Origin of the sequence: Sedimenticola selenatireducens DSM 17993 (genome assembly GCF_000428045.1) — a bacterium.
GTDB classification, from domain to species: Bacteria; Pseudomonadota; Gammaproteobacteria; order Chromatiales; family Chromatiaceae; genus Sedimenticola; species Sedimenticola selenatireducens.
The window spans coordinates 171,552-191,941 of sequence record NZ_ATZE01000007.1 but is presented as its reverse complement, the minus strand read 5'-3'; the positions used below and the strand labels follow the sequence as shown (position 1 = coordinate 191,941).

Annotated in this window: 18 protein-coding genes, 2 tRNA genes and 1 riboswitch; of the genes, 3 read left to right on the top strand and 17 right to left on the bottom strand. The window is 57.0% G+C overall.

Annotated elements, in window-relative coordinates:
• The first annotated feature begins 146 nt into the window (after positions 1 to 146).
• Entirely contained in the window at positions 147 to 2,552 is a 2,406-nt protein-coding gene (locus A3GO_RS25215; RefSeq protein ID WP_051301892.1) for a coiled-coil domain-containing protein, read from the top strand.
• A gap of 25 nt (positions 2,553 to 2,577) precedes the next feature.
• Positions 2,578 to 2,922, top strand: coding sequence for a hypothetical protein (locus A3GO_RS0106350; RefSeq protein WP_029132694.1), 345 nt, complete (start codon positions 2,578 to 2,580; stop codon positions 2,920 to 2,922).
• 169 nt (positions 2,923 to 3,091) lie between these two features.
• Here A3GO_RS0106350 and A3GO_RS0106345 read toward each other — a convergent pair whose 3' ends face one another.
• The 17 genes from A3GO_RS0106345 to A3GO_RS0106265 form a co-directional block, all read right to left on the bottom strand.
• Entirely contained in the window at positions 3,092 to 3,808 is a 717-nt protein-coding gene (locus tag A3GO_RS0106345) for a 16S rRNA (uracil(1498)-N(3))-methyltransferase (RefSeq protein ID WP_029132693.1), read from the bottom strand.
• Positions 3,809 to 3,811: 3 nt separating this feature from the next.
• On the bottom strand, positions 3,812 to 4,591 hold the full coding sequence (locus tag A3GO_RS22800; RefSeq protein ID WP_037374768.1) for an ABC transporter ATP-binding protein: 780 nt from the start codon (positions 4,589 to 4,591) through the stop codon (positions 3,812 to 3,814).
• The gene (locus A3GO_RS0106335; RefSeq protein ID WP_029132692.1) at positions 4,588 to 5,595 is read right to left on the bottom strand and encodes a FecCD family ABC transporter permease; all 1,008 of its coding nucleotides are present in this window, start codon (positions 5,593 to 5,595) and stop codon (positions 4,588 to 4,590) included. The genes A3GO_RS22800 and A3GO_RS0106335 overlap by 4 nt, the downstream gene beginning before the upstream one ends.
• The gene (locus A3GO_RS0106330) at positions 5,592 to 6,416 is read right to left on the bottom strand and encodes an ABC transporter substrate-binding protein (RefSeq protein ID WP_084609839.1); all 825 of its coding nucleotides are present in this window, start codon (positions 6,414 to 6,416) and stop codon (positions 5,592 to 5,594) included. The genes A3GO_RS0106335 and A3GO_RS0106330 overlap by 4 nt, the downstream gene beginning before the upstream one ends.
• A gap of 78 nt (positions 6,417 to 6,494) precedes the next feature.
• Positions 6,495 to 8,327 carry a TonB-dependent receptor domain-containing protein gene (locus A3GO_RS0106325; RefSeq protein WP_037374765.1) on the bottom strand — a complete coding sequence of 611 codons (1,833 nt, stop codon included), beginning with the start codon at positions 8,325 to 8,327 and terminating at the stop codon, positions 6,495 to 6,497.
• A 192-nt stretch (positions 8,328 to 8,519) separates the two neighbouring features.
• Positions 8,520 to 8,714: riboswitch (cobalamin riboswitch) on the bottom strand.
• Positions 8,715 to 8,822: 108 nt separating this feature from the next.
• A complete protein-coding gene (locus tag A3GO_RS0106320; protein WP_029132689.1) occupies positions 8,823 to 9,635 on the bottom strand; it encodes an energy transducer TonB in 813 nt (270 codons plus the stop codon).
• A 13-nt stretch (positions 9,636 to 9,648) separates the two neighbouring features.
• Positions 9,649 to 11,088: an aminodeoxychorismate synthase component I gene (gene pabB, locus A3GO_RS22795; RefSeq protein WP_051301905.1), complete on the bottom strand. Its 1,440-nt coding sequence runs from the start codon at positions 11,086 to 11,088 to the stop codon at positions 9,649 to 9,651.
• A 415-nt stretch (positions 11,089 to 11,503) separates the two neighbouring features.
• Positions 11,504 to 11,580, bottom strand: a tRNA-Pro gene (locus tag A3GO_RS0106310).
• A 54-nt stretch (positions 11,581 to 11,634) separates the two neighbouring features.
• Entirely contained in the window at positions 11,635 to 11,994 is a 360-nt protein-coding gene (locus A3GO_RS0106305; RefSeq protein WP_029132688.1) for a MerR family transcriptional regulator, read from the bottom strand.
• On the bottom strand, positions 11,975 to 12,274 hold the full coding sequence (gene ihfA / locus A3GO_RS0106300; protein ID WP_029132687.1) for an integration host factor subunit alpha: 300 nt from the start codon (positions 12,272 to 12,274) through the stop codon (positions 11,975 to 11,977). The genes A3GO_RS0106305 and ihfA overlap by 20 nt, the downstream gene beginning before the upstream one ends.
• A gap of 4 nt (positions 12,275 to 12,278) precedes the next feature.
• Positions 12,279 to 14,657, bottom strand: coding sequence for a phenylalanine--tRNA ligase subunit beta (gene pheT, locus A3GO_RS0106295; RefSeq protein WP_029132686.1), 2,379 nt, complete (start codon positions 14,655 to 14,657; stop codon positions 12,279 to 12,281).
• A gap of 86 nt (positions 14,658 to 14,743) precedes the next feature.
• The gene (gene pheS / locus A3GO_RS0106290) at positions 14,744 to 15,775 is read right to left on the bottom strand and encodes a phenylalanine--tRNA ligase subunit alpha (RefSeq protein ID WP_029132685.1); all 1,032 of its coding nucleotides are present in this window, start codon (positions 15,773 to 15,775) and stop codon (positions 14,744 to 14,746) included.
• A 143-nt stretch (positions 15,776 to 15,918) separates the two neighbouring features.
• Entirely contained in the window at positions 15,919 to 16,278 is a 360-nt protein-coding gene (gene rplT, locus A3GO_RS0106285; protein WP_029132684.1) for a 50S ribosomal protein L20, read from the bottom strand.
• Between the two features lie 21 nt (positions 16,279 to 16,299).
• Positions 16,300 to 16,497: a 50S ribosomal protein L35 gene (gene rpmI, locus A3GO_RS0106280; protein ID WP_029132683.1), complete on the bottom strand. Its 198-nt coding sequence runs from the start codon at positions 16,495 to 16,497 to the stop codon at positions 16,300 to 16,302.
• 107 nt (positions 16,498 to 16,604) lie between these two features.
• Entirely contained in the window at positions 16,605 to 17,096 is a 492-nt protein-coding gene (infC, locus tag A3GO_RS0106275; RefSeq protein WP_051301890.1) for a translation initiation factor IF-3, read from the bottom strand.
• 100 nt (positions 17,097 to 17,196) lie between these two features.
• The gene (gene thrS, locus A3GO_RS0106270; protein ID WP_029132681.1) at positions 17,197 to 19,107 is read right to left on the bottom strand and encodes a threonine--tRNA ligase; all 1,911 of its coding nucleotides are present in this window, start codon (positions 19,105 to 19,107) and stop codon (positions 17,197 to 17,199) included.
• 277 nt (positions 19,108 to 19,384) lie between these two features.
• Positions 19,385 to 19,461: transfer RNA gene (locus A3GO_RS0106265), tRNA-Val, on the bottom strand.
• Positions 19,462 to 19,631: 170 nt separating this feature from the next.
• Here A3GO_RS0106265 and A3GO_RS0106260 point away from each other — a divergent pair.
• Positions 19,632 to 20,390, top strand: a complete 759-nt coding sequence (locus tag A3GO_RS0106260; protein ID WP_169720371.1) for a phosphatase PAP2 family protein — start codon at positions 19,632 to 19,634, stop codon at positions 20,388 to 20,390.

The following is a 20,390-nucleotide window of genomic DNA, read 5'->3' as shown; positions in this document are numbered from 1 at the left end:
TGGTTATACGCGTCGGCAGCTGCTTCTCTTCTTTGACTACGCCTTAAAGCATGACCATGAAACCAGGGCAATCCGGATTTGCGATATTAATGCGGCTATGAACTTCGGTACAGCAACAGAAGCACTTGAAATGCTGAGAGAACCCTATGGCGGATAAAAATCTCACTCTTGCAATACGCATCAAAGCGGAAGTCGATAAGGCAATCCGTGACCTGCAACGCTCTGAAAAAGAGATCCTTGATCAGGGCAAGGCGGGCGAGAAATCCAGCAAGGGTATCAGCAAGCTCACCGGCGCCTATACGGCACTGGGCGCAGCCATTGGGGCGGCGTTCAGTGTGGCTACCGCCAGACGCCTGATAAGTGACTTTAAAGTGCAGGAGCAGGCCGTTGCTGGTCTGGATGCGTCCCTGGCATCGATGGGGCGCACCACACAAGGACTGTCTGGCCAACTGCAAGCCCTGGCTTCGCAGCTTCAGGGGGAAGGCATTATCGGGGATGAAGCAATCATCCAGGGCCAGAGCTTCCTCACCACTTACAGTAAAATCAGCGACGATCTGCTTCCCCGCGCCACCCGCTTGATGGTCGACCTGGCCGCAAAGATGAAGGGTGATGTGGTCGGTGCCGCCAACATGGTCGGCAAGGCCAGCATGGGCATGGTGGGAGAATTGGCGCTGGTGGGTATCACATTCAGTGATGAGACGAAGAAGTCTAAGGACTTTGTCAAAATTCTGGAGGAGATGGAATCACAGGTATCTGGGGTTAACAAGAAACTCGGCGAAACCGCTACCGGTGGCATCGACCAGTTTGATATGGCCCTGGGGGATCTGCGTGAACAGCTCGGCGAGATCATTGCGTTAGGGGTCAGTGACTACCTGCGCGAAATGAAAGATGAGATGGCGTTTTCTGATGAAACCGTCAAGGAACTGGGTGACGATCTCAAGGTTTTAGTCGGTCACCTGGATGAGGCGGCCATTGGCGTGAGTGGTCTGCTGGTGGCACGCATTGCAGGCCCGGCATTGGGATCGATGGCTGCCAATGCCCTATTTGCCAGTCGAGCAATGATGATTATGGGGGCATCAGCGACGGCAAGCGCCCTGAAGGTTGATGCCTTAACCCTGTCTGCCAACCTAGCTAAGGGCGCGTTAAAGTTTCTGGGTGGACCAGTCGGTGTGATCATTACCGCCGCCACAGCGTTAGCTGTATGGAAAAGCAACAGCGATGATGCGGCATCATCAACAGAAAACTACTCGGCCAAGCTCAAGCAACTACAGGGAGACCTGAAAGGCGTTGAGCTGGCCCAACTGCAAGCATCCATTGCAAAGGCAGAGGCAGACAGAGAGCGGCTACAGCAGGAGATAAAGTTTACCAGTGGTCGGGAGTTTTCCCGGTTGTTCAACAAGCTGGGCGACGTTAACAGATACCTGAATGAAGCCAAGCGGCGGGCCCATGATCTGGCCACGGCGGCCAAGTCTACAAAATCCGGAATCAAGGGAATTGGTGAGGGTGCCGATGAGGCCGATGACTCCTTGAAGAAATTCATTGATCGCCTGACTCAACAACGCGAAACGCTGGGCCTCACGGCGGATGAGCTGCTCCGGTACCAGACCGAACAGGCTATCGCAGCCGCCAAAGACAAAGCCTTGGCTGACTCCGTTCGGCAGTCAACCGAAGCCCTGATTGCCAAACGCCAGGCCCTGCGGGAAGAGATTGCTGCTGAAGAGGCATTTGAAGCTGTGGTAAAGGCCTCTGAAGAGGCCGTTAAAGCCGAAAATGCAGAATACCAGGCATGGCTGGAATCACTCGACCTGGCGGCCCAGGCCATCCGGGATACGCTGGATCCAATGGAGCCGTTGCGGCGGGAAATGGAGCAGCTCGATGTGCTCTTGAATGCCGGAAAGCTGTCCTGGGAAGAGTGGGCAGCGGCCACCCTTAACGTCCAGGAAAGGATGGACGAACTGAACGGCAAGGCTGAGGAAACCGCCAATGAGATGGACCAGTTTGCCATTCAAGCAGGTAGGAATATCCAAAGTGCCTTTGCCGACTTCCTGTTCGATCCATTCAATGAGGGGCTAGATGGTATGCTGGCTGGCTTTGTTCAAACCATCCACCGGATGGTGTCCGAGCTGCTCGCGCAACAGATCCTGCGCAGCTTCTTCACCAGTATGGCCGGTGGTGATCCCAGCTCGATTTTTTCAACCCTGGCTGCCGGGGTACATCATACGGGGGGTATTGCTGGTAGCGGGCCTGTTCGCCAGGTGTCTCCCCTGGCATTCGTCAATGCCCCCCGTTACCACTCAGGCGGTATTGCCGGCATCAAGCCTGATGAGGTGCCAGCAGTGCTTAAGCGTGGAGAAGAGGTGCTTACTCCTTCGGACCCACGCCACAGGATGAACCAGGCCGGTGGCGAAAGTCAGGCCTCCGCCAATTTCAGGATCATCAATTCTGTTGACCCGCGATTTGTCACCGAAAGCATGGGCAGCGCCGCAGGAGAAAAAGTTATCATGAACGTGATACTAAGGAATTCAACAGGTATTCGCCAGATACTCGCCTGAAACAAGTGCCCCAAAAGGTATATTTATGAGTGAACCACTAAAATTCCCCGCCGTGGAGAAGCAGATATTAGATTCCTGTGAGCGTCATATCCACAGGCAGGTGAAGCAAGCCGGCCAATCCGATCAGGCCGCAGAGGTCATATCCAAACGCCTGCGAGACCGCTTCTCTAAGTATGTGAAAATGGAATTTCAGCTGATGGTTGACCTTCCCTACCCTGAATGCGCTTCAGACCATGAAAAGGAACTGCTGTTTCAGGCAGTCAAGAATCTTGTTACTGAGTGCAAGAAAGCGTGTGAGGAGGCCTTTGTGACCAAAATCATGGCGGATTTTACTGATCTTGAGTCAAAGATGTATTTCCTGGAGGAGTAGTAATCGCCTTATTTTCGGCTGTACCTACTGATCCAAGGCTTCATAGAGTGTAATTTTGTGTTCACCCTGTGCAATTTACGAAAATTGCTTTATCTTGCATTTTCCGCTGAATTATCGTGACGCGCTACAACAGGGTTTTAACGATAAACGGTATTGGACCCCAGGAGCCTCAGTGGAACAGTCGCCCCACCAGCAACGGCAGGAACGTCTCCACCCGGTAAATACGCTCGCCCAGATCCAGCGGCGAGCACCCCGCTGCCAGCAGCTTCTCGACTTCGTAGGGAATAAACCCACCTTCGGGTCCGACACAGATCAGCGCCGGTCGCTCCGACGACAGCGCGGGATTACCGGCGCTCCCGGCATAGGGATGAGCCACCAGCCCCAGCCTCCCTGCCAACAGTCCGGGCAGTTCATCTTCGACAAAGGGCTTGAAACGTTTTCTGATCTCAACCTGCGGCAACCGGGTATCTTTCGCCTGCTCAAGTCCCTCCCGCAGGGTCCGGTGTATCTCACCCGCCGACAGCAGGGGACTCTGCCAGTAACTCTTCTCCACCCGAAAACTGTGGATCAGGTAGAGTCGCTTAATACCGAGTTCCGCAACCATACGCAGACAGCGGCGCAACATCTTGGGACGCGGCAGGGCCAGCACCAGTATAAGCGGCAACCCGTCGGGTGCCGGCTCGTTCAACTCAAGCCGCAGTGTCGCCTGCTGCCGATCCAGGGTCAGGATCTCCGCTTGGCCCATCTTACCGTTGAGCAGACCCGCCTTGAGGCGATCACCCGGTTGCGCGCGATGCACATCGAGAATATGTTGCAGCCGATGACCGCGGATCACCGCAATATTGCTCTCAATCAGGTCCTCTGGTTCCAGCAGCAGCAGATTCATGGCTTAGAGGCTTCTCTCCCAGGGCAGTTTCAGCGTCTCCGCAATCGAGGCCGCGGCACTGTTGAGTCGCACCCCAAAGGCATGCGCCATGTTCTCTCCGGTCAACACCGACTCCGGGCTTCCTTCGGCCAGGGTTTCACCCGCCACCAGCAGCATCAGGCGGTGGCAGTAGTGCGCCGCCAGCCGCAGATCATGCAGCACCACCACCGCCGCTCCGCCCTTTTGGCAGTAGCACTGCAGCAGTGACATCACCTCGATCTGGTGCGCCAGATCGAGCGCCGCCACCGGTTCGTCCGCCAACAACACCTGGGGCTCCGCCACCAGGGCACGCGCCAGCAGCACCCGGGAGCGTTCCCCCCCGGAGAGGGTATTGAACTGCCGCGTACGAAAATCGTTCAGGTCGGTTTCCGCCATCACCTGCGCAATCAGCGCCTGATCCGTCTCCCCCGGTCGCTGCCAGTCGGAGAGATGGGGCAGACGTCCCAGGGCAACCAGGCGTTCAACACTCATCGGCCAGTGGGCGGTGCCACTCTGGGCCAGATAGGAGAGGCGTTTGGCCCGCTCCTGGGGAGACAGTTGCAGATAATCCGCCTCCTCCCAGCACAGGGTTCCCGACCGGGGTTTCAGCAGGCCGGCCAATACCCGCAACAACGTGGTCTTGCCGGCCCCGTTGGGACCGATCAGGCCGAGCATTTCACCCGCTTTCAGATTGAAGTCGACCCCATTCAGGATGGTGACGCCCCCCAGTGACACCGTCAGACCGGTACCGTGCAGCCGATTCATAGCTGGTACCGCCGGCTCTTGAGTATGAGATAGAGGAAGAATGGCGCTCCCACCAGTGAGGTCAGCACTCCAACCTTGATATCGGAGCCGGCCGGAAACAGGCGGGTAGCGATATCCGCCGCCAGTAGCAATGCAGCACCGCCCAGGGCGCTGGTGAGCAATAGCCGCGAGGGCTGAAAACCAACCAGTGGCCGCAACAGATGGGGCACCACCAGACCGATAAAGCCGATGGAACCGGTGATGGAAACCGCCGAACCGACCGACAACGCGATCGCCAGAAAGATACGCCAGCGTAGCCGGGTGAGCGAGATACCCATGGTGCTGGCGGTCTCCTCTCCCAGGGTCAGCGCATCCAGGGATCGGCCGGTACCCAGCAGAAGCAGCCAGCCCAGCAGGACACCGGGTAACAGGGTCCAGAGATCATGCATGCTGTGATTGGCGATGGAACCCATCATCCAGAGTACGATCTCCCGTACCGCATAGGGGCTGGGCGCCAGATTCAGCAGCAGCGATATCATCGCCAGTGCCAGGGCATTGATCGCCACGCCGGCGAGGATCAGGGTGAGGGTACCGGCCTCCCGGCCAGCCATCAGGTAGACCAGAAAGGTAGCCAGCAGCGCACCAACCATGCCCCCCATGGGAACAGCCAGCGGCAACAGCGCACCCAGGCCGAAATAGAGCATCCCCACCGCGCCAAGTGCGGCGCCACTGGCGCTGCCGATCAGCCCGGGACTGGCCAGAGGATTGCGCAACAGTCCCTGCATGGCGGCACCGGCCAGACCCAGGGTGGCACCGGTAAACAGGGCGATCAACGCTCGCGGCAAGCGGATCTCTCCGAAGATCAGGCCGATCACGGTGGGCGTATCCAGCAGGCTCTCACGCGCCGCCTGCAGCACCGGCAGGGGGTTGGCGCCAACAAACAGCGAGGCGGCAAACAGCAGACAAACCAGTATGACGAGGAGCGCCACCAGGGTCTGTTGCTGCAGATTCATCAGCCGGCTCATCGAGGCAGGCTCCGGTGCAATATCTCCACCGCTTCCGCAATCATTGGTCCGCCACAGATCCAGTAGCGGTAGGCCACCTCAATCGGCGCCCTGCCCCGGGTCAATTGCCGAAGGACCGGATGTTGCAAAAGCTGCTGGCCCCGGGAGTGGGTGCCGGGAGCATAGGAGGAGGTGAACAGCTGTACCGGTCGTGCCAGGATCAGCCGTTCCAGATCAATGGCGCCGTAACCAATCACTCCCTCCAGGGCGGCAATATTCTCCCACCCGGCCAGTTCCAGGGCACTGTGCTGCAGGGTATTGATGCCGCCGGTATAGCCGTTGGGCTGATAAAATGCTCCCCTGGGTCTGATCTCGGGTCGCTGCCGTTTTATCCGTTCCAATCGTTCATCCATCGCCTCGATCATCTGGCGGCCCTGCGCTTCCCGGCCGATCAGCCCGGCCATTCGGTGAATATTGCCGCGGATATCCTCGACACTGGATGCAAGCGGAAACTGCTCCACCCGGTAGCCGAGTTTTTTCAGTAGCGCAATCAGCGAGCGGTCGGTGTAGGCGCCGGCCAGAACGAGATCCGGCTTCAGGGCCAGAATCTCTTCCGCCTTGGCGTGATTGACCGGGTAGTTGGCAGCCTGTGCCGCCATGTATGAACTATTCGGCTCCAGTGCCAGGTGACTGACCGACGCGATCTGATCCGGTCTACCCAACATCAACAGCAACTGGTCGGTACAGAGGTTGATGGAGATGACACGTTGGGGCTGTTCGGCCCCACTGGCCCCTGTAACCACCCACAGCAATAACAGAAAAGTGAGTGATCTCCGGTTCAATATTGTTTTACCCACTCTGCTGCCCGATTAAGCCTGATCCGGCCCCTCTCAGTAATGAGGGGGCCGGGCGATTATCCCCTATTTCGCTTCATAATGAACAGAGACAAACAGTTCACGACCGCCGGTGTTATAGGTACGAATAGTCTCATAGTCCCGGTCAAACAGATTGCGCACCTGACCGCGCAGGGTCCACTCGCTGCTCAGATGGTGTGCCACCCGCAGATCCAGGGTACCGAAGCCGGAAGTCCTGAAGGTATTGGTTGCATTGCTGTAGCTGTGACTGCGAGCCTGTAGTGTGGCACCCAGCTCAGTGGGACCGAACGCCCGATCAATATCAATCCGAATCGCCTGTTCATTTCGATCCGTCAACAATCTACCCGTCGTGCGGTTGCGAGGATCGAGCAGGGTCAGATTACCACTAATCCGCCAACCGGCCAGTTGCGTGTTGATGCCCGCCTCCAGGCCATCAATTCTGGCCCGGTCGACGTTCTGCGGCTGATAGGTAAAGGGTGCAATTTCGACCCAGTCGATCAGGCCTTCAATATCGGTACGAAACAGATTGATATTCCATCCGCCCCACGACTGACTGCCCCTGAGTGACAATTCAACGCTCTCTGACTCTTCCGGGGTCAGATTCGGGTTGCCGTTTGAACCCCAGGGATCCTGATAATAGAGGTCATTGAATGTCGGGGCACGAAAACCGGTGCCATAGGAGGCAACCAGCCTTAGCGTCTCGGTTAACTCCCGTCCCCAGGCGATATTGCCGGTGTTGTAGTCGCCGAACGCTTCATTGTCATCATGCCGCAGGCCGATCACCACGTCGTTCGCGCCAAACGCTGTCTGGTACTGGGCAAACAGCGCACTGTTATCCCGCTGATTTACACTGTAGCTGCTGGTACCCTCAACCTGATCACGCAGAAAATCGATACCGAGCGTGAGTACACTCTCTTCATCGACTGCAATGTCGTTCTGCCAGGAGAATTGACGCCGCCTGGTATTGAAGAATGAGGCAAAGCTGCTGTTGGTAAAATTGATCGTCTCATCCCGGCTCTCACCGAACGAGAGTGTGATGTCCCAGCTGTCATTGGGCGAATACTCCAGTTTGCTGCTGAGCGACTGTTGCAGAAAATCGGTATCGAAAAAATCGGCCGGCCCGAAGGCACTGTCATACTCGTTCTCGCCTTTAGCCTGCAAAGCGGTAACACCCAGCTTCAGGCCATTGGAAAAGCGATAACCCAGATGTCCAGAGAATGAACGGTTTTTATAACCATCCTCATCCGGGTTATTGTTTTTCAGCGAGCTGAATCCGTCCGACCGCAGATCAGACAGGCTAAAACCGTAATCCAGGTTATCCTGTGTTGCATTCAGTCCCAGGGCCACTCGTCGGGTATTGTGTGAGCCGTATTCCGCCTCGGCAGTTACCAAGCCGCCGGGCTTTCCCTTTGTGGTAAATATCTGTATGACACCACCCATGGCATCGGCACCATACAGCTGGGAGCGGGGTCCCCTGACGATCTCGATCCGTTCGATCTGCGCCAGCGGAATATCCTGAAAAGCGACCGTTCCTAAAGTAGCGGAACCGATACGCATCCCATCGATCAACACCAACACCTGTTTGGAATCTGTACCCCGCAGACGTATGCCGGTTACCTTGCCCAGTCCGCCGTTGCTGCTCATGGTCAGTCCCTGGGTACCATCGAGTAGCTGGGTGATGTCCTTGGCCTGGCTGTTTTTGATATCGTCCCGGGTGATGACGGTGACTGCCGCCAGGGTTTCATCAATGCTCTGTGCCATGCGGGTGGCGGTCACATTAACCCTGTCCAGGGAGGTGGCGGCATAGGTTGCACACGTGGGCAGCGCCAGGGTGATGCCGGATAAAATAACCGACCGATAGTATCTATTGCGAATCATTGCTGGGTCTCTCCGTTACTCCCCGGGGGGAGTGCATTTGGAACAAATGCAGGACGGAAAGAGAGACTTGCTGATGCTGACAGGCCAAACCGGAACGGGCCACAGCGGGACTGCATACAAGTACAGGTTTTCCGACCTGCCTGAATGCGTCAGCTAACGGAAGACCGCTCTACTGAATACCCCGTTCGGTAGAAATGCGACGCATGAAAGGCAGGTTTCCTGACTTGCAGATCGACACCCGGTTTCGCCTTCCCAATCGTTGGACCAGTGGCTTCATGAGACCGGACTACTTGCTTACAGTTGCGAGGACAGTCAAGGATTTGTCTGGATCAGACTCACCTTGTTCCCTTTTAACCCATGACGGGCACCCTTCAGAGGTGGCTATTTTAAGCCAAGTCGAAAAATCCACAAGGGAATTTACCCCCCGCGGCTGGACCCGTGGCACAAACTGGCCCTGTCGGGATGAGGTGTATGGGTGAATTTCTGATTGCGGGGTCAATTCATGGCAAAGCGTATCGGCACCCGAAACTCCCAGTAGTCACGATCCAACTGGGGTGGAATGGGTTCAAAACGTCCCAGATCCGTCACCGCCTTTGAAGCAGCCCGGTCCAGGATCACCCTGAGTGAACTGCTACCGATTCCGACCTCGGAGATGGTGCCGTCCCTGAGCACGGTAAACAACACCAGGACTTCTCCTTCATAACCCTTTTTTCGAGCCCGCAGGGGATAGCGCTTGTGTCTTTCGATCGCGGTAACCAGGGCGTTCATATAGGCTCGTTCGATCTCCCGCAGAGCCTTCGCCGACTGCTGCGGTGACTCCGCGGAATCGTGCTGCTCAACCGGCCCGGCACTGGATGATGGATTGGCCACGCGCTGTACAATCGGTTCATTGGCAGGTTGTGGTTCAGGCATCGGGGGCGGCGGCTCGGCGTGTCGCACGACGGGCGCTTCCGGCTTTTTCGATACTGCCGCAGCAGGGCTCTTTACCGGTCGCCCCGCCGCGGTGGGGGCCTGTGTGGCGAGCAACTGTTGAATGACATTGCTCCGGTCTGATTCATTGGGCGAGACAACCGGTTCCGGCGTGGCTTGATACACCGCCTTGGCGGAAGCCGGTTTCGGCGCCGCCTCGGGCACAGGCGCAACCATCGCCTCCTGCTGCCCTTTTTCAGCACGCACAAGAGCGACCTGCAGACTTTTGCCCGATGTGGCCGGTAGCGGCCTGTCGTGCGGAGTAAAGCCGCCTAGATAGAGCAGAACTGTTCCATGGGCCAGCAGTGACAGGAGCACGCTGGCTATGCGCATCAACATCGTATTATTCGAATCAACCGGTTTTCAGATCCGGAACATGGCCGCCACGGATACTTCCGGGTGCTGAATATTCCGGCTGTAACAGCCGCAGCATGGCGTTGGCCTTGTGGAAAGTCTCCTGGTATTCGCTATCCAGCACGGAATCCGCCACCAGACCGCCACCTGCCCAGAAGCGCATCCTACCATCAATATGCACCATTGTGCGTATGGCGATATTGCTGTCCATATTGCCATCAAACCCGATATAGCCGATTGAACCGCAATAGACCCCACGACGATCCGGTTCCAGTTGCTCGATAATCTCCATCGCCCGCAGCTTCGGCGTGCCGGTAATGGAACCACCTGGAAAGCAGCCACGCAACAGATCCAGCGCATCCCGATTTGCCGCCAGCCGACTACTGATCGTGGATACCAGGTGATGCACAGTGGCGTAGCTCTCCAAACCGAATAACTCACCCACTTCCACAGTGCCCAAGGCGCTGTTTTTGCCCAGATCATTGCGCAGCAGATCTACAATCATCAGATTCTCCGCCCGATCCTTTTCGCTCGCCAGCAGACGCTGTTTCAGCGCCCTGTCATCCTGGGTGGTTGTGCCACGCGGCAGGGTACCCTTGATTGGCCGGGTCTCCGCCAACCCGTCCCTGATCGCCAGAAATCGCTCCGGTGAAGAACATAGCAACTGTGCTGCCGGGGTATTCAGATAGGCGGAAAAAGGAGCTGGATTGAGTCTTCGCAACTGCTGGTAGGCCTGCCAGGGGTCACCCTCGGTAGCCACCGAGAAGCGCTGGGCCAGATTCACCTGGTAACAATCCCCTTCCTGGATGTAGCGCTTTATCTCGCGGAAGGCATCGGCATACTGTTGCCGGGACATATTGAACTCGACCGCTCCCTTCACCCTGAAAGGTACCGGCTCAACCATTACCGGGGGCCGGCAGAACCGCTCCACCAGCATTGGCCACTGAGTAACGGTACGCGAATCAAAACCGCAGCCGACCAGCCAGCTACGCTGCTCCTGGTGGTCGACCACCAGCGCCCAGTCATAGATGCCGATGGCCATCTCCGGCAACTGGTCCTGATCCCTGGCCACAACCGGCAACCGCTCCAGAGAGCGGGCCAGGTCGTAGGAAAAATAGCCCAGAGCCCCACCACGAAAGGGTAAGGATTCATGGGAATCCATCCGGTGTTGCCGAAGCAAGGCCTGCAACAGGCCCATCGGCTCATCTTCGGAGACAACCACCGAACCATCCGCCCGGGTGATCCGGGTCCGGCCATTTCGAGTGACCAGAGTTGCCATCGGATCACAGGTGACCAGATCATAACGGGCCTGTTTGCTCCCCCGGTCGCTGCTGTCCAGAAACATCGCCCAGGGCTGCCCGGCAAGCGGAGCAAACAGCCGGCTGGTGTCCTCGATGTAGGGAAGTTCCCGCAACAGTGTTGGCGTCTGGCTCGTCATCGGAGTGGGATCGATATCTGAAAACGGTGCTGTGAATTCGGGCCGAGCAGTATAGCACTTGCCGCCACAGGCGCCGTCCATCGAAATAAACCTAAAAAAAACTATTTCAACCGCTAAGGACGCAAAGAACACGAAGGACAACAATGACTTGTATTTGCCAAATTACTCACCAACCGGGTTGGGCCGGAGGAGTGGTGCAGGGATGTACCGCTTACGGAACCGAGGATGCAATACAACTGGTTACGGACCCATGGACGGAAATGAAGATAAGCCATGGTATCTCTTTGCGTACTTTGTGATCTTGGCGGTTGAATCGAGAAATTCAGGATCAGGATCAAGGGCAATAGATGCGCGTCGCCCTGCTTGGCACACCATAGAAAAAGGGGGTGTCCTCACGGACACCCCCTTTTTCAATTGGTCGGGCGGACAGGATTTGAACCTGCGACCACTTGTCCCCCAGACAAGCACGCTACCAGACTGCGCCACCGCCCGAAAACTGAGCGCGCATACTAGGCGGTATGCACCCCGTTGTCAATGTTGAGCGAATCAGCGTTTAAGTATCTGCAACACCTCTTCCAGCTCGGCCCGCAACTGCCTGGCTATCTGGTGACTCTGGTCCTGATCGTCCTTTGCGCCTTCACCGGAAAGCTGCTGACGCGCCCCGCCGATAGTAAAACCCTGGTCATAGAGCAGACTGCGTATCTGGCGAATCATCAATACGTCATGACGCTGATAATACCGACGATTTCCGCGCCGCTTGATCGGCTTCAGTTGGGTGAACTCCTGTTCCCAATAACGCAGCACGTGCGGCTTGACGCCACACAACTCGCTCACCTCACCAATAGTGAAATAGCGCTTGCCGGGTATTGCCGGCAGATCTGCAGTATTACTGCTTGCTTCCAGCATAAGCTTCGACCCTCGCCTTCAATTTTTGACCCGGGCGGAATGTCACCACGCGGCGCGCCGAAATCGGGATCTCTTCACCGGTTTTCGGATTTCTTCCAGGGCGCTCTTTCTTTTCGCGCAGATCAAAATTACCGAACCCAGACAACTTAACCTGTGAACCTTCCTGCAGCGAAATGCGCACTTTCTCGAAAAACATTTCAACCATCTCCTTGGCCTCGCGTTTGTTCAGGCCAAGTTCATCAAAAAGTTTTTCGGCAATATCCGCCTTGGTCAAAGCCATATGTTCAATCTCTCAGTTGTGCATTGTAGCGTTCGACAAGCGCAGCAACTATCTGCGCCATTACGCGTTCCACTTTTTCATCCGTAAGAGTGTGGGAACTTTCCTGTAAAATCAAGCCCAAAGCGAGACTTTTTCGTCCTGAGTCTACCTTTTCACCAGTATAGACATCAAAAATCAGAATTTCTCTCAAAATTTCCGGCACCGATTCCCGGATTGTCTGTCGAATCTCGTCAAATCCCACCTTTTGATCCACCACGATCGCAATATCGCGCCGAATGGAGGGGTATTTGGAAAGCGCACTGAAAACCGGCAAACGCCCTTCCAGAAGATGATTCAGGCCAATCTCAAACAGGTAGGCGCCGGAGGTCAGATCCAGCTTCTGTTCCAGTTCCGGGTGCAGTTTGCCAATCCAGCCGACAGTTTTGTCACCACGGATGATCTGTGCGCTCTGCCCCGGATGCAATGCACTGTGGCTGGCGGCCTGGAAGCGAAACTCATCAGCACACCCAGTCAGGGCAAACAGCGCCTCCAGGTCGGCCTTGATATCAAAGAAGTCAACGGCCCGCGCAGGGGTGCCCCAACCTTCTGGCTGCGCTGCACCTGAAACAAGACCAGCTATCATTGATTCTTGTTTAATATCATCATCTTGCCTAATAAATCTAAGACCTGACTCGAAGATTCTGACGCGTGCTTGCTGGCGTGACTGATTGTACATGGCCGTCTGTAGCAGGCCGGCCCACAGGGTGGTCCGCATAATCGACATATCTGACGATATCGGATTGGCCAGCACCACCGTGTCATGTCCGGAATCGATCAGGTCGTGCATTTCACTGCTGATGAAGCTGTAGGTAATCGCCTCCTGGTAATCCCGATCGACCAGCAGTCGCTTGGCCCGCTGCAGATTGAAGGTTACCTCTGGTTCAGCCCGCATCACCGTGGCCGTCGCGCTGCGGCGGGTGGGAATCCGGGTATAGCCATAGATCCGCCCGACCTCCTCGATCAGATCCTCCTCAATGCTGATATCGAAACGGCAACTGGGGGCAATCACCTTCCAGCCCTCATCCACCTTCTCTACCCGCATCTCCAGGCGCGTCAGGATGTCGCTAATGATGTCATTGTCAATCTCCAGCCCCAGCACCCTGGCCACCCGCTCGCGGCGCAGCAGGATCTCTGGACGGGGTTCAATATGGGATTCGTCGGCCGATTCCGATACCGGGCCGGGTTCTCCGCCGGCGATTTCCAGCAGCAGCTGGGTGGCACGCTCGATGGCCTGTCTCTGCAGCTGGGGATCGACACCCCGTTCGAAGCGATGGGAAGAGTCGGTATGCAGACCATAACTGCGCGCCTTGCCGGTAATCATGGTCGGTGCAAAAAAGGCGCTCTCCAGCAGGATATCCCGGGTGTTGTCATTCACGCCGGAGTGCTCCCCGCCCATGATACCGGCTATGGCCACCGGCCTGGCCTGGTCGGCAATCACCAGGGTATCGCTGCGCAGGGTTATCTCCTGGCCATCCAGTAGTACCAGCTTCTCACCCTCGTCCGCCATTCGCACACGAATGCCGCCCTCAAGCTCGGCCAGATCGAAGCCATGCATCGGCTGACCCAGCTCCAGCATCACATAGTTGGTGACATCAACCACCGGGCTGATGGGGCGCAAGTCACTGCGGCGCAGCCGCTCCTGCATCCACAGCGGTGTCTCGGCGGCGGGGTTGATATTTTTCACCACCCGGCAGAGATAACGGGGACACCCCCCCGGCGCCTCCAGGGAAACCGGGAAGCTTTCGTCATTGACCGCCGGAACAGGCTCCATGACCGGCGGCGTGACCGGGGTACGGTTGATTACCCCGACCTCCCGGGCGATACCGGCCAGCCCCAGACAGTCCCCCCGGTCCGGCGTCAGATCCACATCGATCGCCTTGTCATTCAGCGAGAGATAAGCCCTGAAGTCATCACCGACAGGGGCATCCGCAGCGAGTGGTAGAATACCGTCAGACGACGCCGCCAGACCCAGTTCCGAGGCGGAACAGATCATACCCTGCGACTCGACACCGCGCAGCTTGGCCCGCTTGATCTTGAAATTACCCGGCAACACGGCGCCAATCACCGCAACCGGCACCCTGAGACCTGCCGCCACATTAGGCGCTCCGCAAACGATCTGCAGCGGATCATCGCCCCCCACATTCACCGTACAGAGGCTGAGCTTGTCGGCGTTGGGATGCTGCTCACGAGTGAGCACCTCACCCACCAGCACCCCCTCGAACTCACCGGCCACCGGCTCAACCGAGTCCACTTCCAGACCTGCCATACTGAGCTGATCAGCCAGTTCAGTGGTCGTAACGGCTGGGTTTACCCACTCACGCAACCAGGCTTCACTGAATTTCATAATCTCGTTTCCAATCCTGAAGGGCGCCTATCGCGCGCCGAATATCGCAATTAAACCCCACACTCCTTCGAGTCGCGGGCGAATGATCAGGCAAACTGCCTGAGAAACCTCAAATCATTCTCAAAAAACAGACGTAAATCATTGATCCCATAGCGCAACATGGTGAGTCTCTCCACCCCCATACCAAAGGCGTAGCCGGTATATTTCTCGCTATCGATGCCCACGTGACGGAACACCTCGGGATGCACCATGCCGCAGCCCAGCACTTCCAGCCAGCCGGTATGACTGCAGACCCGGCACCCCTCACCGCCGCACATCACACACTCAATATCTGCTTCGGCCGAGGGCTCGGTAAAGGGAAAATAGGAGGGCCGGAAACGAATCTTCAGGTCACGCTCAAAGAAGCTTTGCAGGAAATCGTAAAGCACGCCCTTCAGATCAGCGAACGAGACATTCTCATCGACCAGCAATCCCTCCACCTGGTGAAACATCGGGGTATGGGTCAGATCAGAGTCACAGCGGTAGACCCGCCCCGGCGCGATGATCTTCAGCGGCGGACCGGCATTCTCCATGGTACGAATCTGTACCGGTGAGGTGTGAGTACGCAGCAGCAGGTGCGCATCAAAGTAGAAGGTGTCGTGCATGGCGCGCGCCGGATGATGGGCGGGAATGTTCAGCGCCTCGAAGTTATGGTAATCATCCTCGATCTCCGGCCCCTCTTCGATAGCGAATCCGGCGCGGGAAAACAGCTCCTCGATCCGCTCCAGGGTCCGGGTCACCGGGTGCAGACCACCCTGCCCCATACCACGCCCGGGCAGCGTCACATCAATCCGCTCTGAACTCAGTCGTGCGGCCAGGGCCTGCTGCTCAAGCGCACTCTTGCGCTGCTCGATCAGCCCCTGCAGTGCCTGCTTGGCCCTGTTGATGGCCTGGCCGGCCAGCGGCCGCTCCTCGGCAGGCAGCTTTCCCAGCTGTTTGAGCTGAGCCGTCAACAGACCGCTCTTGCCAAGATAGCGTACCCGCACTTCATCCAGTGCCGCCAGTTTCTCCGCGCCCGCAATCAGGCCTGTCGCCTCATCAACCAGCGTGGAAAGTTCAATATTGGATTCAGAATCCATTAATAGGGTCCTCATCTGGAATCAGCGCCAGGAACCTGCCGGACTGGACACTGCACACAAAACAAAAGGGGAAAGACCAAAAGGCCTTTCCCCTGTCGTTGTCACACTAGTGCGCCGGAACTCCCGGTCGCAATGACAAGCTATCAGCTGGAGAGACTGGCCTTGGCCTGTTCTGCCAGGGCGCTAAACGCCGGCTTGTCAAAGATGGCCAGATCGGCCAGCATCTTGCGGTCGATCTCCACACCCGCCTTCTTCAGCCCATTGATCATGCGGCTGTAAGAGAGACCATTGGTACGGGCACCGGCATTGATGCGGGCAATCCAGAGTGCGCGAAACTGGCGCTTCTTCTGGCGACGGTCACGGTAGGCATACTGACCGGCCTTGATGACCGCCTGCTTGGCTACACGATAGATCTTGCTGCGGGCACCATAGTAACCTTTGGCCGCTTTAAGCACTTTTTTGTGTCGGGCGTGTGCTTGTACACCACGTTTTACGCGAGGCATCTGTTCAGTCTCCTATCGGGCTTAAGCGTATGGAATCATACGACGGGCTACGGCCACGTCGGCTTTGTGCAGCTGTGAAGGACAACGCAGCTGACGCTTACGCTTGGTGCTCTTTTTCGTCAGGATATGACGACGGTGGGACTGGCCACGCTTGATGGCGCCGGTACCGGTTACCTTGAACCGTTTTGCAGCGCCACGATTTGTCTTGATCTTTGGCATTACCTGTAACTCCGCTATTTAACCCGCCGACCGGGGTCGATATCCAGAACCCATGCGGTCCTGCGATGACAACCTGTCTCGATCCTTGGATCTTGATTTTAAGATACTTACTTTTTGGGACGCAGAACCATCACCATCTGCCGGCCTTCCATCTGTGGCTGCTGCTCAACTTCACCGTATTCAGACAGATCCGCCTCAACACGTTGCAGCAACTCCAGACCGAGTTCCCGATGGGCATGCTCTCGACCGCGGAACCGCATGGTTACCTTGGTCTTGTCCCCGTCATTCAGGAAACGTATCAGGTTGCGTAGTTTGACCTGATAATCCCCCTCACCAGTCCCTGGCCTGAATTTGATCTCCTTAACCTGTGCTTGCTTCTGCTTTTTCTTGGCCGCTGACTTCTGCTTTTTTGCCTCAAAAACAAATTTGCCGTAATCCATCACCCGACAGACAGGTGGTTCCGCATTGGGCTGAATCTCGACCAGATCCAGACTGCTCTCTGCGGCGACAGCCATGGCTTCATCTATTGGGACAATGCCGACCTGTTCGCCATCGGCGCCGATCAGACGGACTTCACGGACATCGATTTCATCGTTCATCCGGTTTCTTTTTGGTGCAGCGATAACTCAGTTCCTCCACAGAACCAAAGCCTACCAACACAAAAAGCACCGATAACCGGTGCTTTCAACTGGTAAGCCTTTAATTTGAACGGCGGCTGATTTCGTCCCGCATGCGCTGTGAGAAGTCTTCGATGCTCATGCTACCGAGATCTTCGCCGCTGCGTGTGCGGACGGCCACTGTCCCCTCTTCCATCTCGCGGTCGCCCACCACCAACAGGTAGGGAACTTTTGCCAGAGTATGTTCGCGAATTTTAAAGCCGATCTTCTCGTTTCTCAAGTCTATTTGCACCCTGAAGCCCTGATTATCCAGGTTTTCGGACACTTTTTTCACATATTCGGCCTGCCGGTCGGTAATATCCATGATCACGGCCTGTTTCGGCGCCAGCCAGAGCGGCAGCGCACCCGCCGACTCCTCGATCAGAATTCCGATAAAACGCTCTAATGACCCGAGGATCGCCCGGTGCAGCATCACCGGCACCTGGCGGCTGTTGTCATCGGCGATATAGCTGGCATCCAGCCGTCCCGGCATGGAGAAATCGACCTGCATGGTGCCGCACTGCCAGACCCGTCCGAGGCAGTCACGCAGGGAAAAGTCGATCTTGGGGCCATAGAAGGCGCCCTCTCCAGGCTGCAACTGCCACTCCAGCTCCTTGGCGTTGAGCGCCTGCTCAAGGGCCTGTTCCGCCTTGTCCCACACCGCGTCACTGCCGACCCGCTTCTCGGGACGGGTGGAGAGGGCAATCTGGATATCGCTGAAGCCGAAATCGGCATACACCTCGAACAGGAGGTCGACAAAGGCGGAGACCTCGGACTGGATCTGGTCTTCGGTGCAGAAGATATGGGCGTCGTCCTGGACAAAGTTGCGCACCCGCATCAGACCATGCAGGGTGCCGCTCGCCTCGTTGCGGTGACAGGAACCGAATTCCGCCAAGCGCAACGGCAGCTCACGATAGCTCTTCAAGCCCTGATTGAACACCTGCACGTGACAGGGGCAGTTCATCGGCTTGATGGCGAAATCCCGCTCTTCCGAATTCGTGGTAAACATGTCGGCCCGGTACTTGTCCCAGTGGCCCGACTTCTCCCACAGGGAGCGATCGACAATCTGCGGAGTACGGATCTCCTTATAGCCGGCCTTTCTGATCTTCTCCCGGATGTACTGCTCCACTTCCCGATAGATGGTCCAGCCGTTGGGGTGCCAGAACACCATACCCGGCGCCTCTTCCTGGATATGGAACAGGTCCTGGGCCTTGCCCAGCTTGCGGTGATCGCGCTTTTCGGCCTCTTCCAGCCGGTGCAGATAGGCCTTCAGATCTTTCTTGTCACGCCAGGCGGTGCCGTATACTCGCTGCAGCATCTCGTTGTCCGAGTTGCCGCGCCAGTAGGCGCCCGCCAGTTTCATCAGCTTGAACGCCTTCAGATGCCCGGTGCGGGGTACATGGGGACCGCGACACAGGTCGGTGAAATGACCCTGGGTATAGAGCGAAAGATCCTCGTTGGCCGGAATCGACTCAATAATTTCCGCCTTGTACAACTCCCCCATGTCACGGAAGTACTTTACTGCCTCATCCCGTGACATGACCGACCTGGAAACCGGCTGATCGGCCTTGGCCAGCTCCTTCATCCGCTCTTCGATCGCCTTGAGATCCTCCGGGGTGAAGGGGCGCTCATAGGAAAAATCGTAATAAAAACCATCATCGATGGTCGGGCCGATGGTCACCTGGGCAGAGGGGAACAGCTGCTTGACCGCCTGGGCCAGCAGATGGGCAGTGGAGTGGCGGATTACATCCAGGCCGTCGTCGTCCCGATCTGTGATGATCGCCAGCCGGCTGTCCTGTTCAATCAGAAAGCTGGTATCCACCAGCCGGTCATCCACACGCCCGGCGAGGGCGGCCTTGGCCAAACCGGGACCAATGGAGGCGGCAACATCGTGTACGGAAACCGGGTTATCGAAGCTCCGCTGGGAGCCGTCTGGGAGGGTAATAACAGGCATTATATTCTCTCTCTCAGTGGTGACCCATACGAGAGGCCACATGAATTACAACAGATCTTCATGATCCATGAGGGTGACGTGCAAGGCATGTCATTGTGTCAATGGCGAATGCGCCTGCCGGCCTATCCACCCTACACCAAATTTAACTCTATTGAGTTACAGGATAGGCAAAGCGCAGCGGCCTCACCAAACACTTTTGCGACCGAAGCCACTCCCACCACCCGGAATCCAATCAGGACAAAAAAGCCTCCGTTTCAGCGGAGGCTTTTTTGGGTGTTGGTAGGCGCGATCGGATTCGAACCAACGACCCCTACCATGTCAAGGTAGTGCTCTAACCAACTGAGCTACGCGCCTGTAAAAGAGGGCGCATAATACACGCCCAACGGTCGATCATGCAAGCGGGAAACGCAAATCCCGGAAGAAAAACGGGAATGCGCTTCGGTCCGCCCAGCGGACCGGCGGGTCGGTTGACTTCCCTGGAAATAGAAGCTAAAAACCGATCTCTTTTCTGTCGGAGTGGTTTTGTGCAGCAAACACAGCGCATCTGGTACCCCCTGCCCTTCTTTCTCTGCCATCTGTTTGCGCTGCTGATCTACGGCAGCTGGCTGTCCGAACCCACCCGGGCACTCTGGAACACCCTCGACAGCGAACTTTTTTTTCTGCTGAATGGCCTGCTGGCCAACGGGGATCCGTGGTCCACCTTCTGGGCGGCCGCCAATACCAAGGCCGCCGACATAGTCACCGGGCTGGTCATGATCCTGTTCTTCTTCATATTCATCTTTACCGGCCCCAAGACACTACGCATTGAACGCCTCAGCATGTTCGGCATTATGTCCGGCATGATCCTGCTGAGTCAGGATGGCGGACTGGTGGATCTCTATTCGCGGATTATCGCAGTGGTGCGGCCCAGTCCGTCACTGGTACTGGAGCCGGTCTATCGCTTGAGCGAACTGGTGCCCCATATCAAGGCCAAGGATGCCACCTACAGCAGCTTTCCGGGTGACCATGGTATTGTCACCATGATCTGGGTCGGCTGTATCTGGTTCTTCGCCAGCTGGCGCTGGGGCGTGGCGGCGACGCTGATCGGCGCCCTGATCCTACTGCCCCGCATGGTGGCCGGCGCTCATTGGTTGTCCGACAATCTGGTGGGTTCCAGCCTGCTGGCACTGCTGATGGTGGCGTGGATTCTCTGCACCCCACTCACCTATTATCTGCAGCGCCTCGGGATCTGGGTACTCGGTTTCATACTACCGCGAAGCTGGGGAACGACCCAGCAGGCGTAA

Coding starts and splice junctions, on each gene's coding strand:
- A3GO_RS25215 (WP_051301892.1), top strand. CDS start 147: ATGGCGGATAAAAATCTCACTCTTGCAATACGCATCAAAGCGGAAGTC.
- A3GO_RS0106350 (WP_029132694.1), top strand. CDS start 2,578: ATGAGTGAACCACTAAAATTCCCCGCCGTGGAGAAGCAGATATTAGAT.
- A3GO_RS0106345 (WP_029132693.1), bottom strand. CDS start 3,808: ATGAATCTGCTGCTGCTGGAACCAGAGGACCTGATTGAGAGCAATATT.
- A3GO_RS22800 (WP_037374768.1), bottom strand. CDS start 4,591: ATGAATCGGCTGCACGGTACCGGTCTGACGGTGTCACTGGGGGGCGTC.
- A3GO_RS0106335 (WP_029132692.1), bottom strand. CDS start 5,595: ATGAGCCGGCTGATGAATCTGCAGCAACAGACCCTGGTGGCGCTCCTC.
- A3GO_RS0106325 (WP_037374765.1), bottom strand. CDS start 8,327: ATGATTCGCAATAGATACTATCGGTCGGTTATTTTATCCGGCATCACC.
- A3GO_RS0106320 (WP_029132689.1), bottom strand. CDS start 9,635: ATGTTGATGCGCATAGCCAGCGTGCTCCTGTCACTGCTGGCCCATGGA.
- pabB (WP_051301905.1), bottom strand. CDS start 11,088: ATGACGAGCCAGACGCCAACACTGTTGCGGGAACTTCCCTACATCGAG.
- A3GO_RS0106305 (WP_029132688.1), bottom strand. CDS start 11,994: ATGCTGGAAGCAAGCAGTAATACTGCAGATCTGCCGGCAATACCCGGC.
- ihfA (WP_029132687.1), bottom strand. CDS start 12,274: ATGGCTTTGACCAAGGCGGATATTGCCGAAAAACTTTTTGATGAACTT.
- pheT (WP_029132686.1), bottom strand. CDS start 14,657: ATGAAATTCAGTGAAGCCTGGTTGCGTGAGTGGGTAAACCCAGCCGTT.
- pheS (WP_029132685.1), bottom strand. CDS start 15,775: ATGGATTCTGAATCCAATATTGAACTTTCCACGCTGGTTGATGAGGCG.
- rplT (WP_029132684.1), bottom strand. CDS start 16,278: ATGCCTCGCGTAAAACGTGGTGTACAAGCACACGCCCGACACAAAAAA.
- rpmI (WP_029132683.1), bottom strand. CDS start 16,497: ATGCCAAAGATCAAGACAAATCGTGGCGCTGCAAAACGGTTCAAGGTA.
- infC (WP_051301890.1), bottom strand. CDS start 17,096: ATGAACGATGAAATCGATGTCCGTGAAGTCCGTCTGATCGGCGCCGAT.
- thrS (WP_029132681.1), bottom strand. CDS start 19,107: ATGCCTGTTATTACCCTCCCAGACGGCTCCCAGCGGAGCTTCGATAAC.